Below are 24,036 nucleotides of genomic sequence, written 5' to 3'. Positions count from 1 at the left end.
ACACGCTATGACAAACTCGCCGCAAACTTCCTCGGCTTCGTCAAACTCGCCAGCATCATGCTATGGCTCAAATGATTAAATCGTCACTACTGCCTAGCTCTGCCGCTGGGATCAGGCCGCCTTGCGCGCCTTGGTCAGCTTCTTCATCAGCATGTCCCGCTTCAACCGCGACAGATGGTCGATGAACAGCACGCCCTGCAGATGATCCATCTCATGCTGCAGGCAGGTGGCCAGCAACCCTTCCAGCCGCTCCTCATGGATGCGTCCGTCCCTGTCCATCCAACTCGCGCGGATGCTCGCCGGCCGCTCCACTTCCGCGAACTGGTCGGGGACAGACAGGCAACCCTCATTATAGACCGACAGGTCCTCCGATCCTTCCAGGATTTCCGGATTGATGAACACCATCGGCTTCCTGACCGGCGGCGCGCCCTCCTCATCGGATTCGGGTTCCTGCAGGTCGATCACCAGCACCCGCTTGGGTACGCCCACCTGGATCGCGGCCAGGCCGATGCCCGGCGCGTCGTACATGGTTTCGAACATGTCGTCGATCAGACGCTGCAAATCGTCATCGATCGCCTCCACCGGAGACGAGATGGTACGCAGGCGCGGATCGGGCGCCTCCAGGATGGGAAGAATGGCCATGGAACCAAAATAATCGGACGGCCGGAAAATTTCAAGCGACCGCCACATTCACCCGACGGGGCGTCGCGCCCTCAGCGCCTGGGCCAACGTCCCCTCGTCCAGATAGTCAAGTTCCCCGCCCACCGGCACGCCATGCGCCAGTTGCGTCAGGCGCACGGGAAAACGCTCCAGCCGTTCGGCCAGATAATGGGCGGTGGTCTGTCCCTCCAGCGTCGCGTTCATCGCCAAAACCACCTCGTCTATGCCGCCGGCCTCCACCCGCGCGACCAGCGCATCGATGGACAGGTCCTCCGGACGCACGCCTTCCAGCGCAGACAGCCGACCGCCCAGCACATGGAATCGACCCGGGAACAGTCGCGACTTGTCGAGCGCCCACAGGTCCGCAACATCCTCCACGACGCAAAGCGCCCGCGCATCCCGGCGCGGATCGGCGCAGATGCCGCAGGGATCGACGGTATCGACATTGCCGCACAGGCTGCATGTCACCAGCCGTTCGTTCACCGCATCCAGGGCGCGCAGCAGCGGCTCCAGCGCGGATTCCCGCTTCTTGAGCAGGTGCAGCACGGCACGCCGCGCCGAACGCGGGCCAAGGCCGGGCAGGCGGGACAGCGCCTGCGTCAGCGCTTCGATCTCGGGAGAAGCCATGGAACCGGAATAAGGGCTTGCAAGTCGCGGACACAAGGGGTTTGAGAGGCGTCTTCGGAAATACGCCTCCCAGCGCATTTCAGAGGCGGCGCCGGCCGGCGCCGAAACCCAACAAAAGGCCCGCCATGCGCATCGTTTATATGGGAACCCCGGATTTCGCCGTGCCGGCCCTGGCGGCATTGGCAAAGGCCGGGCATGACATCGTCGCCGCCTACAGCCAGCCGCCCCGCCCGGCCGGACGCGGCAAGGCGCTCCGTCCGTCCCCCGTCCATGCGAGGGCGCTGGAAATGGGCATAGAGGCGCGCACGCCGGTTTCGCTGAAGGATGCCGGGGTGCAGGCCGCCTTCGCCGCGCTGAACGCCGATGTGGCGGTGGTCGCCGCCTATGGCCTGATCCTGCCTCGCCCGATCCTGGAGGCGCCGCGCCTGGGCTGCATGAACATCCACGCCTCCCTCCTGCCTCGCTGGCGCGGCGCTGCGCCGATCCAGCGCGCCATCCTCGCTGGCGACAATGTCACGGGGGTCACCATCATGGACATGGAGGCAGGGCTGGACACCGGCCCGATGCGCGCCAAGCATGTGACGCCCATAGAGGACAAGACCGCCGGCGCGCTGACGCAGGAACTGGCCGAAGCCGGCGCGGAACTGATGGTGGAGGTGCTGGACGACCTCTCCCTCCACCCGCCGGTCGCCCAGCCGGAGGAAGGCGTCACCTACGCCTCCAAGATCGAAAAGGCGGAATCGCGGATCGATTTCAGCCGCGACGCGCATCAGGTCGAACGGCAGGTGCGCGCCTTCAACCCCATGCCGGGCGCCTTCTTCGAATATCGCGGCGAACGGTTCCGCATCCTCGCCGCCCATGTCGAGGAGAATGACGGCCCGGCGGGCGAGTTGCTCGACAACAGCCTGCTGATCGGCTGCGGCCATGGCAGCATCCGCCCGGCGCTGATCCAGCGCGCGGGCAAGGGCGCGATGTCGGCGGGCGAATTGCTGCGCGGCTATGACATGCCCGCCGGCAGCCGGATCGACGCCTGACCCCATGACCCGTTTCGCCTTCACCGTCGAATTTGACGGCCGCCCCTTCATGGGCTGGCAGCGGCAGGCCCATGGGCCGAGCGTGCAGCAGGCGATGGAGGACGCCATCTTCGCCGTCACGGGCGAACAGGTCGCCGTCCATGCGGCGGGGCGGACCGATGCGGGCGTCCACGGCCTTGGCATGCGCGCCCATGCCGACATTGCGAAGGACATCGCGTCCTTCCGCCTGATGGAGGCGCTGAACGCGCTTCTCCGGCCGGCGCCGGTCGCGATCCTTGCCTGCGAGGCCGTGGCGGACGACTGGCATGCGCGCTTCTCCTGCACCGGCCGCTCCTATGTCTATCGCATCGCCAACCGCCGCGCGCCGCTGACCTGGGAAAATGGGCTGGTCTGGCGGGTGATCCAGCCGCTGGATGCGGACGCGATGCAGCAGGCCGCGCAACTGCTGGTCGGCCGGCACGACTTCACGACCTTCCGCTCGGTCCACTGCCAGGCGGAAAGTCCGGTGAAGACGCTGGACCGGCTGGATGTGGAGCGTGCGGGCGACCGCCTCGCCATCCATGCGGAGGCGCGGTCCTTCCTGCACCATCAGGTGCGGTCGATGGTGGGATGCCTTGCCATGGTGGGCATGGGGCGCTGGTCCATAGGCGATCTGGAGGCGGCGCGGGACGCGAAGGACCGGGCGGCCCTGGGATTGAACGCGCCGCCCGATGGGCTGTATTTCGTGCGGGCGCGTTACCCGGGCGAGTAATCATGCTCCTGCGCAGGCGGGAACACCATGTCCTAGAGGCTTGCCCGGAACGGCGTGAAATTCGTGCCCTCGTCGAAGACGTCCAGCCCCTCCGCGCGCTTGAGGCGATTGACCACCACATAGGTCACGGGCGTCAGCACCGCTTCCCACGTCACCTTCATCAGCCAGTTGGTGACCATCACCGTCGCCACCTGCGCGTTGGTCCAGTCTCCATAAAAGGCGAGCGGATAGAAAAGCAGGCTGTCCACCCCCTGCCCCACCACGGTGGAACCGATGGTCCGCATCCACAAATGCCTGCCCTGCGTCAGCAGCTTCATCTTGGCGAGGACGAAGCTGTTGGCGAACTCCCCCGCCCAGAAGGCGGTGACGGAGGCGAAGACGATGCGCCACGTGCTGCCGAACACGGCCTCATAGGCCTTCTGGTCCGGCCATCCCTCCGCCGGAGGCAGCTTCACCACCACCCAGCTCATCAGCGCCATGAACAGCATCGCGCCAAAGCCCGCCCAGACGCATCGCCGCGCCCGCGCATAGCCATAGACTTCCGTCAGCACGTCGCCCAGCACATAGCCCAAAGGAAAGAAGAGGATGCCCGCGCCAAAGGTGAAGCCGCCCAGCGTCGACAGCTTCGCCGCGCCGATCAGGTTGGACAGCAGCAGGATCGCGACGAAACCGGCCATGCAGAAATCGAAATAGCGCAATGGGCGCGCACCCAGCGCATAGGCGTCGATTTTCCTTACCCCCGCATCGCTCATGCGCCCTTGCATATCGGGCCGGCGCGCAAATGCAATGCCGCCCATGATTGCAAGCCGGTCAAAGCCCCGCTATCGAACGCGCCGACGGCCCCGTAGCTCAGCTGGATAGAGCATTCGCCTTCTAAGCGAATGGTCACAGGTTCGAATCCTGTCGGGGTCGCCATTTTCCGCCAGTTCAGCGCTTTTCGCGGCGGTCGGCCCGTTCCCGGATCGGCCGCATCGCTTCATGGACCATGCCGCTCAGCAGCAGGCTGCCCTGCCGCGACAGATGGTCGTCGTCGGAATAAAGCGGCACGCCATGCATCATCGTCGCGCAATGGCCGGTGCCGCAGAGAAGGCGGTGCGGATAGACGACGCCGGCCGCGAAGCGCCGCCGCATCTCGTCGAAGGCGCCGAACACGTCGCGCTGCCGCCGCAGATAATCCGCCAGCGGCAGGTCCAGTTGCGCCGGTTCGCTGTAGAGTTCCGCCCGCGCGAGGCTTTCCGGCACGTTGCGGCGGAATTCCGGAATGGGCGCGACCAATATGACCCGCTTGCCCATGCCGGTCAGTGTCCGCACCGTTTCCTTCAGCCCCGCGCGAAACAGCAAGGCGTCGCGCTTGAGGCTTCGGTCGTCATTCCCGTCCCGGCCGAGATAGCAGGGCGTGCCGCCTTCGGGGCGGCGTCCGTTGGCGCACAGGCCCCAGCGGGACACCAGGAAGACCGTGTGGACCGTCGGACTGTCGCGCAGCATCGCCAGCACCTGCGCGTTGAAGGCGCTGCAATCATGGCTGGCGGGCTGGTCCAGCCGATCCAGCCCCAGCAGGGTGGGGCAGGCAGGATAGGATGCGATCCGTCCGGACAGACCCAGCGCATCGCCTGCCTGATCGAATGCGGGTTTCAGCGCATGGGCGTGGGAATCGCCCCAGAGCAGGAAACTGGGCGCCGTGCCGTTATGCGCGCCCACCGCGCACAGCGCCCGGTGCCGCACCGCCGCCATGCCCGAACAGCGCTCCGGCAGATAGGCCATGCTCCGGCTCGCCGCATCGAGCGCGGCGACGGAGGGCGCCACTCGCGCGGGCAGGCCGCCGGACAGGTAGAGCAGCGCGCCCGCTCCGCACCCCGCCGCCATCATCGCGCCGGCGAGCGCGAAGGCGCGGCCTGCCGTGAAGCGACGGGCCCTACGGAACGGCTCCTCGATGAAGCGCCAGGAGAAAGCGGCGAGGAGGAGCGAGAGCAGGATGATGAGCAACTGCTCCCGCAACCGCCAGTCGCCGTCCGTGCGATAGGTCCAGAAGACGACAAGCGGCCAATGCCACAGATAGAGCGAATAGGAGATGCGGCCGACCGCCACGGGCATCGCGCCGCCCAGCAGATGGCTGACCGCCGACCCGCTCTGCCCCGCATGCAGGATCAGTAGCGCCCCCAGCACCGGGTAAAGCGCGTTCAGCCCCGGAAAGGCCGTCGCGCTGGAAAAGCCGAACAGCGCCCAGCCGATCGACGCCACCCCCGCCAGCGCGCAGAGCTGCGCCGCCCAACGGTTCCGCAGCGGCGGCAACATATCCGTTGCCAGCAACGCGCCCGCCAGCAACTCCCAGGCGCGGGGAAAGGGAAGGTAGAAGGCCAGCACCGGCGCACGGTCGACCAGCAGCAGCGCCGTGGCGAAGGACAGAAGCGCCACCACCCCCAGCAGGAGCCGCGTCCGCCCGCCCGCCCGAAAGGCACATAGCATCAGCAGCGGGAAGAGGATGTAGAATTGCTCCTCCACCGCCAGCGACCATGTGTGCAGCAGCGGCGCTTCTTCCGCGGCGCTGCCGAAATAGCCGCTATGCCGCGCGAAATGGAGGTTGCTGGCGAACAGCACCGTCGCCACGGCGCTCAGGCCAAGCGCGCGATAGTCCAGCGGCAGCAGGATCTGGCTGCCGGCGATGATGGTGACGGCGATGGTCGCGAACAGGGCGGGGAATATCCGGCGGATGCGCCGCACATAGAAATCGGTGAGGCTGAACCGGCCTTCCGCCAGCTCCCGCGCAATGATCGAGGCGATCAGATAGCCGGAGATGACGAAGAAGATGTCGACGCCAACGAAACCTCCGGAAAAGGGCCAGAGGCGGACATGATAGAACAGCACCGGCAGCACCGCCAATGCGCGCAGCCCATCGATGTCGCGCCGATGGGCAACGGACGGGCTGGCCTCCAGCGCGGACGGCGCGGGCAAGGCCGGACAGGATGCGCTGGCGGCGATGCTTTCCCTCCTCTTTTCCGGGATCTGGCAGGCGCTGATGGTGATAGAGCCTGGCTCGACCGGCGCATCGGCGCATCGGGACAGCCGCCAGGGTCAAAGGTGTTAGGGGGCTGGCTGGAAGGCGCAAGGAAGGGACGCGCAAGGGAGGCGCGCCTAGTCCGATCGGTCAGTCGCCGCCGCCACGCCCCTCCGCTGAACGCAACAGCAGGTCGTCGGTCACCGTCATGGTGAAGATGGGATCGGCGTCCGGCGGCACCTCCGCTATGGCGTCGACGAAGGCGGCGCGCGTCTCGGGATCGTCATAGACCATCTTCTGATCGAAAGCCGCGCGCCAGCTCGCCTCGTCCGGCCATTCGGCATAGCCGACGAAGCGCCCGTCGGCATCACGATGCAGGCGCGAACCGTAGCTGCCATATTTCTCGCGGATCAGGTCGGTTCCCCGGCGCCAGGCCTTGCGGAACTGATCCTCCTTGCCGGGGTGAACGCGCCACCAATAGACCGCGACGAACATCGTGCCTCTCCTTTGCGCAGGAGAATGACGCTCCCCGGCGAAGGTTGCGACAAAAAAGGCGCGCAGGACCGGCCTGCGCACCCTTCCTCAAACCCCCAACTCGGATCAGAGGACCGACTGGCCGGTCTTTTCCCAGTCCGCCAGGAAGCCGGCAATGCCCTTCTCGGTCAGCACATGGTTGAACAGCGCCTTGATGACGGACGGCGGCGCGGTCATCACATCGGCGCCGATCTTCGCGCTTTCCAGCACATGGATCGGGTGACGCACGCTTGCGACCAGGATTTCCGTGGCGAAGGAATAATTGTCGTAGATCAGGCGGATGTCCTCGATCAGCTTCATGCCGTCGAAGCCATTGTCGTCATGTCGCCCGACGAAGGGCGAGATGAAGGTCGCGCCCGCCTTGGCCGCCAGCAGCGCCTGATTGGCGGAGAAGCAGAGGGTGACGTTCACCATCACGCCATCCCCGGTCAGCGCCTTGCAGGTCTTGAGGCCATCGATGGTCAGCGGCACCTTGATGCAGACATTGCCGGCGATCTTCCGCAAGACCGCGGCTTCCTTCATCATCGTCTCATGGTCGAGCGCGACGACCTCCGCCGACACGGGGCCTTCCACGATGCCGCAGATTTCCTCCACCACTTCCAGGAACTTGCGGCCCGACTTGTGGATCAGCGAGGGGTTGGTGGTGACACCGTCCAGCAGGCCGGTGGCGGCGAGTTCGCGGATTTCATTGGTGTCGGCGGTGTCGACGAAGAACTTCATGGATCTGCTCCGGCAGAGGAAGGGACGAATCGCGTTTCCTTTAGCGGCTCCATGACGGATTAGCCATTATTGCCGGAGGCTGCCCCTTTACCTTCCGCCCGGCGCAACATTATGACGGCGGCACCTTTCCAAAGGACCGATCCATGCCCCGCCGCCAGCGTCCCCGCCACATATCGGACGCGCTGATCCCCGTCGGCCTCCTGGCCGCCTCGCCCGCCTTAGCCGCCAGCCAGGAAAATCAACTGTGGACGACCGAATCGCTGGTCGTGCAGGCAAGCGATGCGGACCTCGTGTCGCTCGACCTCAGCCAGCGCTTCCGCCAGGCATCCTCCAATGGCGGGCAGCAGACGGTGCGCGTCCTGATCGACCATCGCGTCGCCAGGGCGGTGCAGATCGGCGGCGGCGTCGCCTTTTTCCGCTCCGAACCGGAACAGGAAATGCGGCTGTTCCAGCAGGTGACGCTGACGAAAGGCATCTGGATGAGCCGCACCCGCATCGAACAGCGCTTTTTCGACACCGCCGACAGGGCAAGCTGGCGGCTGCGGCAGCGGGCGCAGGCCTCGGTGCCGCTCGACGCGGCGAAGCGGTGGACGCTGATCACGGCGGCCGAGCTGATGTTCCACCTGAACCGCGCCCGCCCGGGCGACAGACGGGGCCTCGCCGTCATGCGCAACCAGATCGGCCTGCGCCATCCGATCGGCAGGGCGCTGGACGCGCAATTGCTCTATATGCGGCAGCAGACGTTCCGCGACGGTCGCCCGGATGCGGTGGCGCATATCCCCTGGCTGACATTGAGCTGGAAGATCTGACGCTTCTGCCTTGCCTCGCCCGCCCCTGCCATTAGGGAGAGGGCAATGAGTTCGCGCGCCCGTGTCATCCTGCTGAACGCCGCCCTGGGGCCGCTCGACTATCGGGTGCCGCACGGAATGGCGGTCAAGCCCGGCAGCATCGTCGTCGCGCCGCTGGGTCCGCGCCAGATCGTCGGCGTGGTGTGGGACGAGGACAGCTTTCCCGAAATCGAGACGGTGGGCGACAACCGCCTGCGCAACATCGTCGGGCCGGTCGACGCGCCCCCGGTGCCGGAGACGCTGCGCCGCCTGATCGAGTGGACGGCGGACTATTATCTCGCCCCCATCGCCGCCGTGCTGCGCATGACGCTGGCGTCCATGGCGGCGCTGGAGGGCGCGCGCACCGTCATCGAATATCGCGCCACGGGCGACCTTCCTGACCGCATGACCGAACAGCGCACCCAGGCGATGGAGCGCATCGGCGAACGGCAGGGGCTGATCCGCGAGCTGGCGATGATCGGCGGAGTCAGCGACGCGGTGATCCGCGGCCTCATCAAGGCGGGCGCCTTCGAAGCGGTGGAGGTCAGCGTCGACACCCCCTTCCCCATGCCGAATCCCGATCATGCCCCGCCGCTGCTGTCCGATGGGCAAGGCGCGGCCGCCGACCAGTTCATCGAAGCGGTCAGGGAACGGGCCTTCGCCCCCTTCCTGCTCGACGGGGTGACCGGATCGGGCAAGACGGAAGTCTATTTCGAAGCTATCGCCGCCGCTATCCGCGAGGGACGGCAGGTGCTGGTGCTGCTCCCCGAAATCGCGCTGACCGAGCCCTTTCTGGAGCGTTTCGAAAAGCGCTTCGGCACGGTCCCCGTCAACTGGCACAGCGGCCTGCGCCAGAGCGAGCGGCGGCGCGCCTGGCGGGCGATCGCGGCGGGCGAGGCGTCGGTGGTGGTCGGCGCCCGCTCCGCCCTGTTCCTGCCCTATCCCAATCTGGGCCTGATCGTGGTGGACGAAGCGCATGAGGCGAGCTTCAAGCAGGAGGATGGCGTCCACTATCATGCCCGCGACGTGGCGGTGATGCGCGGCCTTATCGAGAAATTCCCGGTCATCCTCGCCTCCGCCACCCCCGCCATAGAGACGCGGCATCAGGTCGAGCTTGGCCGCTACAGGGAAATCAAGCTGCCTTCCCGCTTCGGCGGCGCGGCCATGCCGGACATAGAGGGCATCAACCTGCTCACCGACCCGCCGGAGCGTGGCCGCTGGATCGCGCCGCCGCTGGTCCGCGCCATCGACGAGACGATGGAAAAGGGCGAGCAGAGCCTGCTTTTCCTCAACCGGCGGGGCTATGCGCCGCTGACGCTCTGCCGCCATTGCGGCTATCGCTTCCAATGCCCCAATTGCACCGCCTGGATGGTCGAGCACCGGCTGACCCACCGCCTGGCCTGCCATCATTGCGGCCATGTCATCCCCGCGCCGCGCTTCTGCCCGGAATGCAAGGAGGAGGATTCGCTGGTCGCCTGCGGTCCCGGCGTCGAGCGCATCGCGGACGAGGTGAAGGCGCTCTGGCCCAATGCGCGCACCGCCATCGTCACCTCCGACACGCTCTGGTCGCCCGCCAAGGTCGCGGAATTCGTGAAGTCGGTGGAGGCCGGCGCGGTCGACATCATCATCGGCACGCAACTCGTCACCAAGGGCTATCACTTCCCCAACCTGACGCTGGTGGGCGTGATCGATGCCGATCTGGGCCTCGAAGGCGGCGACCTGCGCGCGTCGGAGCGCACCTTCCAGCAGATCGTGCAGGTCGCCGGACGCGCCGGGCGCGGGCAGAAACCGGGCCGCGTCTTCGTCCAGACCCGCATGCCGGAGGCAGAGGTCATCAAGGCCCTGATCGCAGGCGATGCAGAGCGCTTCTACGAGGTGGAGACGGAGAATCGCCGCCACGCCAACGCCCCGCCCTTCGGCCGCTTCGCCGCGATCATCGTGTCCAGCGAGGATGCGGACGAAGCCGCCGAGGTCGCGCGGCTGATCGGCAAGTCCGCGCCCTCGATCGACGGGATGCGCGTCTACGGCCCCGCCCCGGCCCCGCTTTCCGTGCTGCGCGGGCGGCACCGCCACCGCCTGCTGATCCACGCGACGCGGCAGGTCGACGTGCAGGACGCAATCCGGGACTGGCTGGGCAACCTCAGCTGGAAATCAGGCACAAGGGTGGCGGTCGACGTCGACCCGTACAGCTTCATGTGATGGCCCGAACACCCATGGAAAGCCCCTGCGTCAAGATCTGCAAGCTCGACAAGGCCGGGCGGATCTGCACCGGTTGCGGACGCACGACGGACGAAATCCGACGCTGGGCAGGGATGAGCAAGACCCAGCGCCGCGCGATCATGGAGCGGTTGAAGGGTTTTTCTTCCTAGCGGCCTCGGCATCGAAGCGCTTCTTGAGCGCCAGCGCGGCGTCGCGCGTGCCGGAGGGGTGCGGCGAATAGGCCAGCGGGTCGAGCAGTTGGGATGCCTTGGCATAGTCCCCCCGGAATGCCAGCGCCTGCACATAGGTCATCCGATATTCCGGGCTTTGCGGCAGCAGCAGAAAGGCCTTGGCCAGGCCGTCATAGCCGATGTCCGGCATCAGCCCGCCCTTCATCGCATGATAGCGGTAGAACAGCGCCAGCGGCACCGGGTCTTCCGTATCCGCGCGATTCGCCTTGACGATGGCCTTCAGCGCAGCCTTCCAATCCTCCTCCTTGTCATCGTCCTGCGCCCGCTCCAGCAATGCCCGCGCCCGCGCGCTATAGGCCCGCGACAGTCCGGGATCGAGCGCGATCGCGCGATCGGCGTCGGCCAGCGCCGCGGCCTTCTCCTCCGCCTCCCACTCCGCCTCCGCCAGCAGCGCCAGCGCATAGGCGCTGGACGGGAATTTGGCGGCGGTGGCGCGGATCGCACGGACGATGTCGGGCAAATCTTCGGTGCGGGGATGGTTCATCAGCCGCAACTCATCCTCGATCAGCGCGCCCTGCGCCGGATCGACCGGGCCGATCGTGATGGCTCCCACCGTCACCGCGCTGGGATCGAGCCGCGATGCCGACAAGGGACGGCGCATATAGGTCTTCAGGTCCTTTTCCAGCCCCTCGACGCCCCCGGCAAAATAGCCATCCAGCTTCATATCCGGCACGCCGGCCGCCAGATCCTTCAGATAATGGCTGATTTCCGCCCGCCGGTCGGCCTTATACTGGAAATAATGGGTGAGCAGCCAGGCCGTGCCATAATAGCGATCCCCGTCCCGCAGCCCCAGCCCGTCCGTATCGCGGGCGAACAGGTCCTTCAGCGGATAGGGCGAATCCTGCACCAGCGTGGGCGCCCGCGCCATCGGGATGCGGCCGAACTGGATCGACCCGTCCTTGGGGAATTTCACGGCGGAGAAAAATTCCGCGAAACCCTCCACATACCAGGCCGGATAAGCCGCCGGGAAATGATGCAGCATGAAATGATGGGTATATTCGTGAAACAATATGTCGTCGGCACCCACATCATAATCGCTCGTCTTCGCGCCCCGCGCCAGGACGGCATAAGCGAAGCGATCCGACGTCGTGTAGAAACCGCCGATATTGGGATTGCGCGCCAGCGCCTTCACCTTGGCGTCGTTGGACAGAAGATAGACATGGACCGGGCTGCCCGCCTCCGGATCGTCGACGCCAGTCACGCGGCGCAACAGGCCGTCGAATTTTTCCAGCTTCTCGGCAAATTCATGCAGCCTGGCTTCGCTGCCGTCGCTCATGATGGTGAAATGCCGGCTGTTCGCCTGCAACCACGCCGCCTGCGCCGTACCCGGCATGATCGCCAACGCGCCCGCCAGGAGCAGCAGCCCCTTCAACACCCGAATCGTCACGCCACCCCCTGCAACGGCGTTGAACCCCGGCGGCACTCATGGCCGACAGTCTGCTGAAAGAAAAGCGAAAAGCGTGGTTTCAGCCCCGGCTTTCGCGCTCCAGCAGGGCCTGCTTGCGCCGCGTGCCATAGGCGTATCCGCCCAGGCTCCCATCGCTCCGCAACACTCGATGGCAAGGGATCAGCACGGCCAGATTGTTGTCGCCGCAAGCCGTCCCGGCGGCCCGCACCGCGCCCGGCCTGCCGATGGCCGCCGCAATTTCGCCATAGGTGCGCGTCTCCCCCGGCGGGATCGCGCGCAGGGCCGCCCATATCGCCTGCTGAAACGCCGTCCCGCACACATCCATCGGCAAGTCCGGCGGCTCCGACGGATCGTCGATCAACCGCACGACCTGCGCCGCCAGGGCCGAAAGCCCCTCGTCGGCGGGCAGGATCTCCGCCTTGGGGAAGCGCCGGCGCAAATCCGCCTCATCCTCGTCGAAGCTGATCCGGCAAAGCCCCCGCTCGGTCCCCGCGACCAGCGCCGGCCCCAGGCCGGTCTGCACCACCGCATGGCGAATCGCCACGCCCCGCCCGCCATCCTTCCAGGCGCTGGGCGTCATGCCCAGATGCCGTTCCGCATCGGCATAGGCGCGGCTGGGCGCATTATAGCCCGCCTCATAGATTGCGCCGGTGACGCTGCTCCCCTCCTCCAGCGCGCTTTTCAGCCGTTCGGTGCGCAGCGATCGGGCATAGGCGGCCGGCGTCATCCCCGTTTCGCGCTTGAACAGCCGGTGGAAATGATGCGGCGCATAGCCCGCATGCGCCGCCACCTCCTCCAGCGAGGGCGGGGTCTCGGCGGCAGCGATGAAGGCGATGGCCGCCTCCACCGCCAGCCGGTCGCGCCCGACCTCGTCGGGGCGGCAGCGCAGGCAGGCGCGGAAACCCGCCGCCCGCGCTGCCTCCGGGTCGGCAAGGAAGATCATATTCTCCCGCCGGGGATGCCGCGCCGCGCAGCTCGGCTTGCAATAGATGCCGGTGGTCAGCACGGCGCCCACGAACCGCCCATCGAAGCTCCGGTCGCGCCCCAGAAAGGCGTCCCAGCAGGCATCTGCGTCCGGCATGGCGTGGATCGGGGCTTCGGGCTGTCTCATCTCGGTCATGAATAAGGGATAGCCGCGCCCGACGCATCAGCCTTCCCGCCGCTTGCGCTCAAAAAGCGGCTCCACGCTTTTTTGCGCATTGCCTCAATCCCACCATCGCATATGAATGCCGCCAACCATGGTCGCACTATTCCGTCGCCTCGCCCCTGTTCTGGCCGCGCTCCTGGCTCTTGCCGGGCCCTCCGGCGCGCATGCCGAACAGCAGGACATCGCAGCCGCCGCCCGCGGCGTTGTCCGCGTCGTGCTGGTCGCGACCAACGGCTCCGACGCCTATTTCGTGGGCCATGGCAGCGGCTTCGCGGTCGCGCCGGACAAGATCGTCACCAACGCCCATGTGGTCGAACTGACGCGGGAGGAGAAGGACCTTGTCATCGGCGTCATCCCTTCGGAGGGGACGAAGACCTATGGCGGCCGGATCATCGCCTTCTCGCCCGGCAATGACCTGGCGCTGATCCAGTTGGAGGATGGCAGCCTGCCGGTCAGCACCTTCTACGCCGGGGCGGTGAGCGACGGGCAGCATGTCACCGCCATCGGCTATCCCGGCACGGTCGACCGCGCGCAGGGCCTTGGCCTCAAGCAGTTGGTGGAACCGCTCGGCACGGTGAAGACCAGCGGCACTGTGTCCTCAGGCAGGGCCAGCCAGAATTTCGATACGGTGCTGCACACCGCGCCGCTGGCCGCAGGCAATAGCGGCGGCCCGCTGGTCGACGATTGCGGCCGGGTGCTGGGGGTCAACAGTTTCGGATCGGTCTCCGACGGCAATGATGCGGAGTTCGGCTTCGCCGTGTCCTGGCGGGAAGTCGCCTCCTTCCTGCGGCAGGCCGGCATATCGTCGCTGCACACCATCGTTCCCTGCCGCTCGATGGCGGAGGCGGACGCCGCCGAAGCCGCCCTCGCCCAGCGGGAGGAAGCGCGGAACGAGCAATCCGAACGCGCCCGCGCGGACGCTCGCGAAGCCGCGCTGGACAAGGCCCGCGACACGGCCGAACGCGACGTCATTTCCGCCCGGGAAAATGCGATGGCGGGCGCCGCCGTGCTGCTGGCGCTGGCGGTGCTCGGCCTCGGCGCAGGCGGCCTGTTCTACAGCCAGGGCCGGGAACGGCGCGCCACCTGGTGGCTGGCGGGCGGCGGCGTCCTGCTGTTCGCGGCGATCGGACTGTTCTTCCTGAAGCCCAGCTTCTCCAGTATCGAAGAACGCATCGAACTGCCGCAGGACGCGAACGTCATGGGCAACAACGCCTATGCCTGGGCCGGCGACAATGTCTGCCGGGTGGACGTGAATCGCAGCCGGCTCACCATATCCCAACCCAATGACATCGGATTCCACTGGGCGGAGGGGGGCTGCGTCGACGGCGACACCCAATATGTCTCCTCCGGCACCGGCTGGCAGCGCGCGGCCGTTCCCGACGACCATAATTTCGTGACCGTCAGCCGCTTCGATCCGGCAACGGGCGCGCTTCGGGTCCAGCGCTGGCTGCCCGACATCGACACCATGGCAAAGGCCCGCGCCCTGGGCGGCGGCGCGATCAAGGGCTGTGGGAGCGATTCTGCCCTGCTGGGGAAAATCGCCACGCTGCAGAACGATCTCGCCGCCCTGCTTCCGGCCCAACCCAATGAACGGATCGTCTACCATTGCCAAAAGGGTCGGCTCACCCCCGAGGGGAAATAAAAGCGGGGCGGCGACCGGCGATTCGTCCCATATAAAAACTCAGTCAAATCGCGATGATTTCATACTGACGGTCGAATCGCGTTCCATGGCTTGCATAGTCACAATCCCACTGCTAACCGGCCCCCCAACAGGGGACCGGGACGGACAGAACCGCGCCCCCTTTTTGCATGACCGGCAATTCAAAATGCCAGAATCAAATGGAGGACGGTAAGCGCGTGGAGACGACCGGCGGTATTCAGGCCAGCCTCAGCGGCCGCTATGCGGTGGCGCTGTTCGATCTGGCCCGCGACGGCAAGACGCTCGACACCGTCGCGGCGAGCTTGGCTGCGCTCAAGACGGCACTGGCCGAATCGGCCGATTTCAAGGGCCTGGTGAACAGCCCCGTCCTCAGCCGCGACGCAGCGGGTAAGACGATCGCCGCCGTCGCATCCTCCATGGGCCTCGACCCGCTGACGACGAATTTCCTGGGCGTGCTGGCCCAGAACCGCCGCCTTTCCCAACTGCCCGCGATCATCCGCGCCTATGAGACGCTGCTGTCGAATCACAAGGGCGAGGTTCGCGCCGAAGTGACGAGCGCCCATCCGCTCGACGCCGGACAGGTCAGCGCCCTGCAACAGGGCCTGCGCGCCCGCGTCGGCCGCGACGTCGCGCTCGATGCCAAGGTCGATCCCGCGATCCTGGGCGGGCTGGTCGTCAAGATCGGCAGCCAGATGATCGATTCCTCCATCCGCACCCGTTTGAATAGTCTCGCCCACGCGATGAAAGGCTGAAAGGCTGAACATGGATATCAACGCCGCAGAAATTTCGAAGGTCATCAAGGACCAGATAGCCAATTTCGGCACCGAAGCGCAGGTGAGCGAAGTCGGTTCCGTGCTGACCGTGGGTGACGGCATCGCCCGCGTCCATGGCCTCGACAACGTCCAGGCGGGCGAAATGGTCGAGTTCGCCAATGGCGTGCAGGGCATGGCGCTCAACCTGGAAGCCGACAATGTCGGCGTCGTGATCTTCGGCTCGGACGCCGAGATCAAGGAAGGCGACACCGTCAAGCGCACCGGCACCATCGTGGACGTGCCCGTCGGCAAGGGCCTGCTGGGCCGCGTCGTCGACGGCCTCGGCAACCCGATCGACGGCAAGGGCCCGATCCAGTACACCGAACGCAAGCGCGTGGAAGTCAAGGCGCCGGGCATTATCCCCCGCAAGTCGGTGCACGAACCCGTGCAGACCGGCCTCAAGGCGATCGACGCCCTCGTCCCCGTCGGCCGTGGCCAGCGCGAGCTGATCATCGGCGACCGCCAGACCGGCAAGACCGCCGTCGCGATCGACACCTTCATCAACCAGAAGGGCATCAACGCGGGCGACGACGAGTCGAAGAAGCTCTACTGCATCTACGTCGCCGTCGGCCAGAAGCGCTCGACCGTCGCGCAGATTGTCAAGCAGCTCGAAGAAAATGGCGCGATGGAATATTCGATCGTCGTCGCCGCGACCGCTTCGGAACCCGCTCCGCTCCAGTATCTCGCCCCTTACACCGGCGTCACCATGGGCGAATTCTTCCGCGACAACGGCATGCATGCCGTGATCGTCTATGACGACCTTTCCAAGCAGGCCGTCGCCTATCGCCAGATGTCGCTGCTGCTGCGCCGTCCTCCGGGCCGCGAAGCCTATCCGGGCGACGTCTTCTACCTGCACAGCCGCCTGCTGGAGCGCGCCGCGAAGATGAACGACGCCAACGGCGCCGGCTCGCTGACCGCGCTGCCCATCATCGAAACGCAGGCGGGCGACGTGTCGGCCTATATTCCGACCAACGTGATCTCGATCACCGACGGCCAGATCTTCCTCGAAACAAACCTCTTCTATCAGGGCATCCGTCCGGCCATCAACGTCGGCCTGTCGGTGTCGCGCGTCGGCTCCGCCGCGCAGACCAAGGCGATGAAGAAGGTTTCCGGCTCGATCAAGCTGGAGCTGGCCCAGTATCGCGAAATGGCGGCCTTCGCCCAGTTCGGCTCGGACCTCGACGCTTCGACCCAGAAGCTGCTGAACCGCGGTGCGCGCCTGACCGAACTGCTCAAGCAGGCCCAGTTCTCGCCCCTGCCCTTCGAAGAGCAGACGGCGTCGATCTTCGCGGGCACCAATGGCTATCTGGACAGCATCCCGGTCAAGGACGTGACGCGCTATGAAGAGCTGATGCTCGCCTATCTGCGCCACGACCATCCCGAGGTGCTGGCCGCCATCCGCGACAGCAAGGATCTGGGCGACGAGCCCAAGGCGAAGCTGAAGGCCGCGCTGGACTCGTTCGGCAAGACCTTCGCATAACGCACCACCCCGTCATTCCCGCGAAAGCGGGAACCCATCTCCCGACCGAGCGCCCAGACGCAACGCAAGGGAGATGGCCCCCCACGGGGATGACGGAAAAAAGGAAGAACGAAGCTGCGATAATGCTCACCGCCCATTCCCTCCTTGCCTGGACCGTGATGTCGATCGGTCTGGTGCTGCTGCCGGGACCGGACACCATGCTGGTGGCTGGTCACGCGGCGCGGCGCGGGCTGAAGGCGGGAATGGCGGCGATCGGCGGCATCCAGCTTGGCGGGCTGTTCTACATGGCGCTCTGCGGCTTCGGCTTCCTCAGCGTGTTGAACGCCGTGCCGGGCCTGTTCATGGCGGTGAAGATCGCGGGCGCTATCTATCTCGCATGGCTCGGCCTTTCGATGCTGCGCGGCGCGGTGAAGCCGTCGCCCGCATCGGAAGCGCCCAGGCTGCGGATCGGCGGATCGCCCTTCGCGCAGGGATTCATCAGCACCGTGCTGAACCCGAAGGTCGCGATCTTCTTCCTGGCCGCGCTGCCGCAGTTCGTCGGCACCGGTCCGGACGCACCATGGCAGGGCATGCTGCTGATCGCGATCGTCTATGGACTGGGTTTCTTCTGGTGCGCCCTTCTCGCGATCCTCGCCACCAAGGCGGGGCGCAAGGTCGGGCAGAGCAGCGCGATGCGCTGGTTCGAAGGCGCCATGGGCGTCGGTTTCTTTGGTCTCGCGGGCCGTCTGGCCCTTGCTCGGAATGTTTGAACTATGGCTAGCCTCAAGGAACTGAAGCTGCGCATCGGGTCGGTCAAGTCGACCCAGAAGATCACCAAGGCCAAGCAGATGGTCGCCGCCGCGAAGCTGCGCAAGGCGCAGGCCGCCGCCGAAGCCGCCCGCCCCTATTCCAGCCGCCTGGAAGCGGTCGTCGCCAGCCTCGCCTCGAAGATCGCAGGGGGTTCGGGCGAAGGCGCCTCCCCGCTGCTGGCCGGCACCGGTAAGGACGATGTCCATCTGCTGGTCGTCGCCAATTCGGACCGTGGCCTTGCCGGCGCGTTCAACGCCAACATCGTCAAGGCCGCCCGCGCCAAGGCGGACGAACTGATCCAGCAAGGCAAGACCGTCCGCTTCTACCTGATCGGCCGCAAGGGCCGTCCGGTCATCAACCGCACCTTCCCCGGCATGATCGTCGCCCAGTTCGACACCACCGGCGTCAAGGAACCGGGCTATGCGCAGGCTGAGGAGATCGCCCGCGAACTGACCGACATGTATCTGAACGGCAAGTTCGACGTCGCGCATCTCTTTTTCTCGCGCTTCAAGTCGGCGCTCGCCCAGATCCCGACCGAGCAGCAGATCATTCCGGTGAAGATCCCGGCCGACGCCGACCGCAACGCCATCGGCGCGACGGTGGAATATGAACCGAGCGAGGAAGCGATCCTCGACGACCTGCTGCCGCGCAACGTCACGGTGCAGATCTTCAAGGCGCTGCTGGAAAACAATGCGTCCGAACAGGGCGCGTCGATGACCGCCATGGACAATGCGACCCGCAACGCCGGCGACCTCATCAACAAGCTGACCATTCAGTACAACCGCAGCCGTCAGGCCGCGATCACCACCGAACTCGTCGAAATCATCTCGGGCGCCGAAGCCCTTTAAGTGCAGGCAAGGACAGTAGTCATGGCAACCACCAACAATGTAGGCCGCATCAGCCAGGTCATCGGCGCCGTCGTCGACGTCACCTTCCCCGATGCACTTCCGGCCATTCTCTCGGCGCTGGAAACCAGCAACAACGGCCAGCGCCTCGTGCTGGAAGTCGCCCAGCATCTGGGCGAGAACACCGTCCGCACCATCGCGATGGACTCGACCGACGGCCTGACCCGCGGTCAGGAAGTGACCGACACCGGCGCACAGATCAGCGTTCCCGTCGGCCCGGCCACGCTCGGCCGCATCCTGAACGTCGTCGGTGAACCGATCGACGAGCGCGGCCCGGTCGGCACCACCCTCTCCGCCCCGATCCATGCCAAGGCGCCGGAATTCGTCGACCAGTCGACCGACGCCTCGATCCTCGTCACCGGCATCAAGGTCATCGACCTTCTCGCTCCCTATGCGAAGGGCGGCAAGATCGGCCTGTTCGGCGGCGCCGGCGTCGGCAAGACCGTGCTCATCCAGGAACTGATCAACAATATCGCGAAGGGCCATGGCGGCACCTCCGTGTTCGCGGGCGTCGGTGAGCGTACCCGCGAGGGCAACGACCTCTATCACGAATTCCTCGACGCCGGCGTCATCGCCAAGGACGCCGACGGCAACGCGATCAGCGAAGGTTCGAAGGTGGCGCTGGTCTACGGCCAGATGAACGAACCGCCGGGCGCCCGCGCGCGCGTCGCCCTGTCGGGCCTCACCATCGCGGAATATTTCCGCGACCAGGAAGGTCAGGACGTGCTGTTCTTCGTCGACAACATCTTCCGCTTCACCCAGGCGGGCGCGGAAGTGTCGGCTCTGCTCGGCCGCATTCCTTCGGCCGTGGGCTATCAGCCGACCCTCGCCACCGACATGGGCGCCCTTCAGGAGCGCATCACCTCGACCAACAAGGGTTCGATCACCTCGGTGCAGGCCGTGTACGTCCCTGCGGACGACTTGACCGACCCGGCGCCGGCCACCAGCTTCGCGCACCTCGACGCCACCACCGTTCTCAACCGCGCCATTTCGGAACTGGGCATCTATCCGGCGGTCGACCCGCTGGACTCGACCAGCCGCGTTCTGGAACCCCGCGTCGTGGGCCAGGAACATTATGAAACCGCCCGCGCAGTCCAGGCGATCCTCCAGAAGTACAAGTCGCTTCAGGACATCATCGCGATCCTGGGCATGGACGAGCTGTCGGAAGAGGACAAGCTGACCGTCGCCCGCGCCCGCAAGATCCAGAAGTTCCTGTCGCAGCCCTTCCACGTCGCGGAGGTCTTCACCGGCATTTCGGGCAAGTTCGTCCAGATCGAGGATACGGTGAAGTCGTTCAAGGCCGTGGTCGAAGGCGAATATGACCATCTGCCCGAAAACGCCTTCTACATGGTCGGCGGCATCGACGAAGCCATCGAAAAGGCGAAGAAGCTGGCTGCGGAAGCGGCGTAAGGCAAATGACGGGAGGCGTCGTCCTTGCACTAGCTTTGCTGCAATCGGCAACACCGGCCAAGACGACGGCCTCCCAGTTGACCAGCGCGCTGGAAACAGCATTTCGAGCCTGCGCGCAACAGCTTACCGAGCGGGATCATTTGACCGCGAAGAACGAAAAGCTGTTGAAGAACGTCGGTATCACCTTGGCCATTCCTCCGGCCGATGTGGAGACCATGGCTAGCCGCTTATTCGGCAAGGAAGGCATCTACGCTTCCGTCGCCGTGCCCGAAGGCAAGATGTGGCTGGCTACTTCCGCTTCGGTGCCGGCTTGTAAGGTGACGCTGGCCGACACCATGCTCTCGCTGACGGCAAGATATGATTGGACGACCAAATTACGGTCGATCGAAGGCTGGACGATCGACAAAAGCCGATCCGGAATGCAAGGCAATTTCATGCGTGATCTGCTGGTACTCAATGCGGAACGTCCCGGCGGGCATATGATCGTTATTCTTGACGGTCCCAACATCGTTTACAATGAAGGCAAGGGCATTCAGATGATCATGACCGTCGCCCTTGATGCAGCAAAGGCTCAGTAAGACAATGGCACTGCATTTCGAACTCGTGACCCCGGAAAAGCTCGTCCGCTCGGAAGAGGTCTATCAGGTCGTCGTCCCCGGCACCGATGGCGACTTCGGCGTGCTAGAGGGCCATGCGCCCTTCATGTCGACCGTCCGTGACGGCACGATCCAGATCTTCGCCAACGCCGGCGCCGCCCCGGAAATCATCCCGGTCCGCGGCGGCTTTGCCGAGGTGAACGAAAAGGGCCTCACCGTCCTTGCGGAACATGCCGGCTGACAAGCCGAATCTGACCGCTGCTAAAAGCCAAAGGGCCCCGTTCCAAGTCGGAACGGGGCCCTTTGGCATTCCAGACTGGCCGAACATGGCTCTCATCAGGATCATCAACGACCGAAATGCCCTATCGTTGAAGACTGGATGTCAGCCACCACGCCAACAGTTCGCCTCTTGTGGGCAAGCATCGTCCTCCCGCCAGCCGAACGCAGACGCCATTCGAATGCCCAAGCAGGCCCCGCCCCGCTGCGGCGCCCGGCCACCCGACGCATTAGCCATTTATCAAAGTTTCCACGCTATTCACCTTTAACAACCATGGCTGATGCACATCATTTCGGCGGAGAATTATGAGCGCGTTTGGACGGAAAAATGGACCTGCGGGCATCAAGCCGGGTTTCGGCCTTGCCCGACCGATGCAGGGAGGCGCGCCCAAGGAAGAGATCAAGGGCGGCGAGCAGTTCCCGCCCCTGGACATGACGGCCCTGCCCCCGGAAGCCCCGCTCGATCCGCTCTCCGCGCCCACAAGCCAGATGCAGCGCAATGCCGACGCGATGCAGCGCCTGTCGGATCGCGCCAATGCCGAACATGCCGCCGATGCCGGACCGCAGGGGTTCGAAGCCTCGGTCCACAAGATCAAGGAGCAGGTGCTCCCCCGCCTGCTGGAGCGCGTCGATCCCGAAGCCGCCGCCACGCTGACCAAGGATGAGCTGGCCGAGGAATTCCGCCCGATCATCATGGAGGTACTGGCGGAACTGAAGCTGACCCTCAACCGCCGCGAGCAGTTCGCGCTGGAAAAGGTGCTGGTGGACGAACTGCTCGGCCTGGGCCCGCTGGAGGAATTGCTGGCCGATCCGGACGTCAGCGACATCATGGTCAACGGCCCGGAGCAGACCTATATCGAAAAGAAGGGCAAGCTCCAGATCGCGCCCATCAAGTTCCGCGACGAGGAGCATCTGTTCCAGATCGCCCAGCGCATCGTCAACAAGGTCGGCCGCCGCGTCGACCAGACCACGCCGCTGGCCGACGCCCGCCTGCCCGACGGCAGCCGCGTCAACGTGATCGTGCCGCCGCTATCCCTGCGCGGCACCGCCATCTCCATCCGTAAATTCTCCGCCAAGCCGATCACGCTCGACATGCTCGCCCAATGGGGGGCGATGAGCCAGAAGATGTGCACCGCGCTGAAGATCGCCGGCGCCTGCCGCTTCAACATCGTGATTTCGGGGGGTACGGGTTCGGGCAAGACGACCATGCTCAATGCCCTCTCCAAGATGATCGACCCGGGCGAGCGCGTGCTGACCATCGAGGACGCGGCCGAACTTCGCCTGCAACAGCCGCACTGGCTGCCGCTGGAAACCCGCCCGCCGAACCTGGAGGGCCAGGGCGCGATCACCATCGGTGACCTCGTCAAGAACGCCCTGCGCATGCGCCCCGACCGCATCATCCTGGGCGAAATCCGCGGCGCGGAGTGCTTCGACCTGCTCGCCGCGATGAACACGGGCCATGATGGCTCCATGTGCACGCTCCACTCCAACTCCCCGCGCGAATGCCTCGGCCGTATGGAGAATATGATCCTGATGGGTGACATCAAGATCCCCAAGGAAGCGATTTCCAAGCAGATTGCCGACTCCGTCGACCTGATCGTGCAGGTGAAGCGACTGCGCGACGGTTCGCGCCGCGTCACCAACGTCACCGAGGTGATCGGCATGGAAGGCGACGTCATCGTCACCCAGGAACTGTTCAAGTTCGAATATCATGACGAGGACGACAGCGGGAAGATCATCGGGGAATATCGTTCCATGGGCCTGCGTCCCTACACGTTGGACAAGGCGCGGCAGTTCGGCTTCGACCAGCCTTTCCTGGAAGCCTGCCTGTAACGACCTGCCCATAAGCGCATATTGCAACAATTGCTGCCGGCGGACATATTTCCCGCCGGCCTGCTTGCGCGGAGCTTGCATCACCGGCACATCGGACATTCCCCAGAAAGAGAGGAATGCCGATGAACCGTCTAGCCCGCGCCGCCCTGCTGCTGACCGGCCTGTCCCTGCCGCTGCTTCCCCTCGCCGCGCAGCATGCGCACCATCATCAGGCGGCCGATCCGATCGCGGCCGCGGTCGCCGCCCCCAGCCGCACCCCGGCCAATGCCGCTCGCGACACCTACCGCCATCCGGCCCAAACCCTTGCCTTCTTCGGGGTGAAGCCGGACCAGACAGTGGTCGAATATGCGCCCAGCGGCGGCTGGTACACGGAAATCCTGGCGCCGCTGCTGCGCGAAAAGGGCACCTTCTACGCGCTCCAGCCGACCGGCCGCTCTCTGGACGGCTACAAGGCGTTCCTCGCGGCAAAGCCGGACGTCTATGACAAGGTGAAGGTCGTCCCCTTCCCCGACCAGACCGGTCTCATTCCGGCGGGCAGCGTCGACACGCTGCTGACCTTCCGCAACGTGCACAATATGGTGATGGGCGGGACCGAGACGGCCACGTTCAAGACCTTTTACGACCTGCTGAAGCCGGGCGGGACGCTGGGCATCGTCGACCATCGCCTGCCCGAAGGGCGCGATACGGCGCTGGAGAAGACCAGCGGCTACCTCAAGGTATCGACCATCCGCCGCCTCGCTGAAGCGGCCGGCTTCGAATATGCCGGGTCGTCGGAGGTCAACGCCAATCCCAAGGACACGGCCGACTGGGAAAAGGGCGTCTGGACGCTCCCGCCGACCCTGCGCAATGGAGAGGTCGACAAGGCGAAATATCTCGCCATCGGGGAAAGCGACCGGATGACGCTGCGTTTTCGCAAACCGGTGAAGTGAAACGGCGCAGACAAAATGGGGGGCATCCCTGTCCTGAGCCCGTCGAAGGACGGGAACCGGTTCTGCTTGAAAGGATGCGACACGGAAAGCTGAAGCGCGGCCTGCGTCCGATTTAACGCCGCACGCTCCTTAACGCGCCGAGCGGCTGATTGGGATGGAATCAGGACATTCCCCCTCCCGCAGGCGGGAGGGGGAA

Annotated in this window: 23 protein-coding genes and 1 tRNA gene; 16 read left to right on the top strand and 8 right to left on the bottom strand. The window is 65.5% G+C overall.

What is annotated here, in order from left to right; genetic code table 11:
- Positions 1-111: 111 nt before the first annotated feature.
- Positions 112-642, bottom strand: a complete 531-nt coding sequence (gene def / locus A0J57_RS23445) for a peptide deformylase (RefSeq protein WP_048576188.1) — start codon at positions 640-642, stop codon at positions 112-114.
- 48 nt (positions 643-690) lie between these two features.
- On the bottom strand, positions 691-1,287 hold the full coding sequence (gene recR / locus A0J57_RS23440) for a recombination mediator RecR (RefSeq protein ID WP_044661769.1): 597 nt from the start codon (positions 1,285-1,287) through the stop codon (positions 691-693).
- 125 nt (positions 1,288-1,412) lie between these two features.
- Here recR and fmt point away from each other — a divergent pair, with 125 nt between their 5' ends.
- Together fmt and truA are read left to right on the top strand one after the other, a co-directional pair.
- Positions 1,413-2,321, top strand: coding sequence for a methionyl-tRNA formyltransferase (gene fmt, locus A0J57_RS23435; RefSeq protein WP_061940225.1), 909 nt, complete (start codon positions 1,413-1,415; stop codon positions 2,319-2,321).
- A 4-nt stretch (positions 2,322-2,325) separates the two neighbouring features.
- On the top strand, positions 2,326-3,072 hold the full coding sequence (truA, locus tag A0J57_RS23430; protein ID WP_025550417.1) for a tRNA pseudouridine(38-40) synthase TruA: 747 nt from the start codon (positions 2,326-2,328) through the stop codon (positions 3,070-3,072).
- A 32-nt stretch (positions 3,073-3,104) separates the two neighbouring features.
- On the opposite strand, the gene A0J57_RS23425 is transcribed toward truA, so the two are convergent.
- A complete protein-coding gene (locus tag A0J57_RS23425) occupies positions 3,105-3,824 on the bottom strand; it encodes a queuosine precursor transporter (protein ID WP_025550419.1) in 720 nt (239 codons plus the stop codon).
- An 86-nt stretch (positions 3,825-3,910) separates the two neighbouring features.
- Here A0J57_RS23425 and A0J57_RS23420 point away from each other — a divergent pair.
- A tRNA-Arg gene (locus A0J57_RS23420) sits at positions 3,911-3,987 on the top strand.
- A gap of 12 nt (positions 3,988-3,999) precedes the next feature.
- Here the strand turns inward: A0J57_RS23420 and A0J57_RS23415 are convergent.
- The 3 genes from A0J57_RS23415 to fsa all read right to left on the bottom strand — a co-directional run bounded on the left by A0J57_RS23415 (position 4,000) and on the right by fsa (position 7,318).
- Entirely contained in the window at positions 4,000-6,021 is a 2,022-nt protein-coding gene (locus tag A0J57_RS23415; protein ID WP_235600942.1) for an acyltransferase family protein, read from the bottom strand.
- Between the two features lie 193 nt (positions 6,022-6,214).
- Entirely contained in the window at positions 6,215-6,559 is a 345-nt protein-coding gene (locus tag A0J57_RS23410) for an antibiotic biosynthesis monooxygenase (RefSeq protein ID WP_025550459.1), read from the bottom strand.
- A 105-nt stretch (positions 6,560-6,664) separates the two neighbouring features.
- On the bottom strand, positions 6,665-7,318 hold the full coding sequence (fsa, locus tag A0J57_RS23405; RefSeq protein ID WP_025550461.1) for a fructose-6-phosphate aldolase: 654 nt from the start codon (positions 7,316-7,318) through the stop codon (positions 6,665-6,667).
- A gap of 143 nt (positions 7,319-7,461) precedes the next feature.
- Between fsa and A0J57_RS23400 the strand changes: the two genes are divergently transcribed.
- Genes A0J57_RS23400 through A0J57_RS25635 form a run of 3 tightly spaced genes read left to right on the top strand, consistent with a single transcriptional unit; the run spans position 7,462 to position 10,514 of the window.
- Positions 7,462-8,127, top strand: coding sequence for a DUF2490 domain-containing protein (locus A0J57_RS23400; RefSeq protein WP_061940223.1), 666 nt, complete (start codon positions 7,462-7,464; stop codon positions 8,125-8,127).
- Positions 8,128-8,172: 45 nt separating this feature from the next.
- Positions 8,173-10,344, top strand: coding sequence for a primosomal protein N' (locus A0J57_RS23395; protein WP_061940222.1), 2,172 nt, complete (start codon positions 8,173-8,175; stop codon positions 10,342-10,344).
- Positions 10,344-10,514 carry a DUF1289 domain-containing protein gene (locus A0J57_RS25635; protein ID WP_076605819.1) on the top strand — a complete coding sequence of 57 codons (171 nt, stop codon included), beginning with the start codon at positions 10,344-10,346 and terminating at the stop codon, positions 10,512-10,514. Before A0J57_RS23395 ends, A0J57_RS25635 begins: the two co-directional genes overlap by 1 nt.
- On the opposite strand, the gene A0J57_RS23390 is transcribed toward A0J57_RS25635, so the two are convergent.
- Together A0J57_RS23390 and ada are read right to left on the bottom strand one after the other, a co-directional pair.
- Positions 10,483-11,928 carry a M48 family metallopeptidase gene (locus A0J57_RS23390; RefSeq protein WP_061940229.1) on the bottom strand — a complete coding sequence of 482 codons (1,446 nt, stop codon included), beginning with the start codon at positions 11,926-11,928 and terminating at the stop codon, positions 10,483-10,485. The genes A0J57_RS25635 and A0J57_RS23390 overlap by 32 nt on opposite strands.
- Positions 11,929-12,061: 133 nt before the next feature.
- On the bottom strand, positions 12,062-13,123 hold the full coding sequence (ada, locus tag A0J57_RS23385; protein WP_061940220.1) for a bifunctional DNA-binding transcriptional regulator/O6-methylguanine-DNA methyltransferase Ada: 1,062 nt from the start codon (positions 13,121-13,123) through the stop codon (positions 12,062-12,064).
- Between the two features lie 118 nt (positions 13,124-13,241).
- Here ada and A0J57_RS23380 point away from each other — a divergent pair, with 118 nt between their 5' ends.
- From A0J57_RS23380 to A0J57_RS23335, 10 genes are all read left to right on the top strand, one after another.
- On the top strand, positions 13,242-14,792 hold the full coding sequence (locus tag A0J57_RS23380) for a S1C family serine protease (protein ID WP_061940218.1): 1,551 nt from the start codon (positions 13,242-13,244) through the stop codon (positions 14,790-14,792).
- Positions 14,793-15,007: 215 nt separating this feature from the next.
- Entirely contained in the window at positions 15,008-15,562 is a 555-nt protein-coding gene (locus A0J57_RS23375) for a F0F1 ATP synthase subunit delta (RefSeq protein ID WP_061940227.1), read from the top strand.
- Positions 15,563-15,572: 10 nt separating this feature from the next.
- On the top strand, positions 15,573-17,102 hold the full coding sequence (gene atpA / locus A0J57_RS23370; protein ID WP_044661763.1) for a F0F1 ATP synthase subunit alpha: 1,530 nt from the start codon (positions 15,573-15,575) through the stop codon (positions 17,100-17,102).
- A gap of 122 nt (positions 17,103-17,224) precedes the next feature.
- Entirely contained in the window at positions 17,225-17,851 is a 627-nt protein-coding gene (locus A0J57_RS23365; RefSeq protein ID WP_061940216.1) for a LysE family translocator, read from the top strand.
- A 3-nt stretch (positions 17,852-17,854) separates the two neighbouring features.
- Positions 17,855-18,739 (top strand): F0F1 ATP synthase subunit gamma, encoded by an 885-nt coding sequence (locus tag A0J57_RS23360; protein WP_061940214.1) that lies wholly within the window; start codon positions 17,855-17,857, stop codon positions 18,737-18,739.
- A gap of 21 nt (positions 18,740-18,760) precedes the next feature.
- Positions 18,761-20,206, top strand: a complete 1,446-nt coding sequence (gene atpD, locus A0J57_RS23355) for a F0F1 ATP synthase subunit beta (RefSeq protein ID WP_025551231.1) — start codon at positions 18,761-18,763, stop codon at positions 20,204-20,206.
- A 5-nt stretch (positions 20,207-20,211) separates the two neighbouring features.
- Positions 20,212-20,784, top strand: coding sequence for a hypothetical protein (locus A0J57_RS23350; RefSeq protein WP_139111457.1), 573 nt, complete (start codon positions 20,212-20,214; stop codon positions 20,782-20,784).
- 4 nt (positions 20,785-20,788) lie between these two features.
- On the top strand, positions 20,789-21,043 hold the full coding sequence (locus A0J57_RS23345; protein ID WP_044661760.1) for an ATP synthase F1 subunit epsilon: 255 nt from the start codon (positions 20,789-20,791) through the stop codon (positions 21,041-21,043).
- Between the two features lie 341 nt (positions 21,044-21,384).
- Positions 21,385-22,911 carry a CpaF family protein gene (locus A0J57_RS23340; protein ID WP_025551234.1) on the top strand — a complete coding sequence of 509 codons (1,527 nt, stop codon included), beginning with the start codon at positions 21,385-21,387 and terminating at the stop codon, positions 22,909-22,911.
- 122 nt (positions 22,912-23,033) lie between these two features.
- Positions 23,034-23,840 carry a class I SAM-dependent methyltransferase gene (locus A0J57_RS23335; RefSeq protein WP_044663065.1) on the top strand — a complete coding sequence of 269 codons (807 nt, stop codon included), beginning with the start codon at positions 23,034-23,036 and terminating at the stop codon, positions 23,838-23,840.
- Positions 23,841-24,036 lie beyond the last annotated feature (196 nt).

The organism is Sphingobium sp. 22B (assembly GCF_001580035.1).
In the GTDB taxonomy this organism is placed as follows: Bacteria; Pseudomonadota; Alphaproteobacteria; order Sphingomonadales; family Sphingomonadaceae; genus Sphingobium; species Sphingobium fuliginis.
The sequence above is the reverse complement of the archived record's forward strand: the minus strand, read 5'-3'. Positions and strand labels throughout refer to the sequence as shown.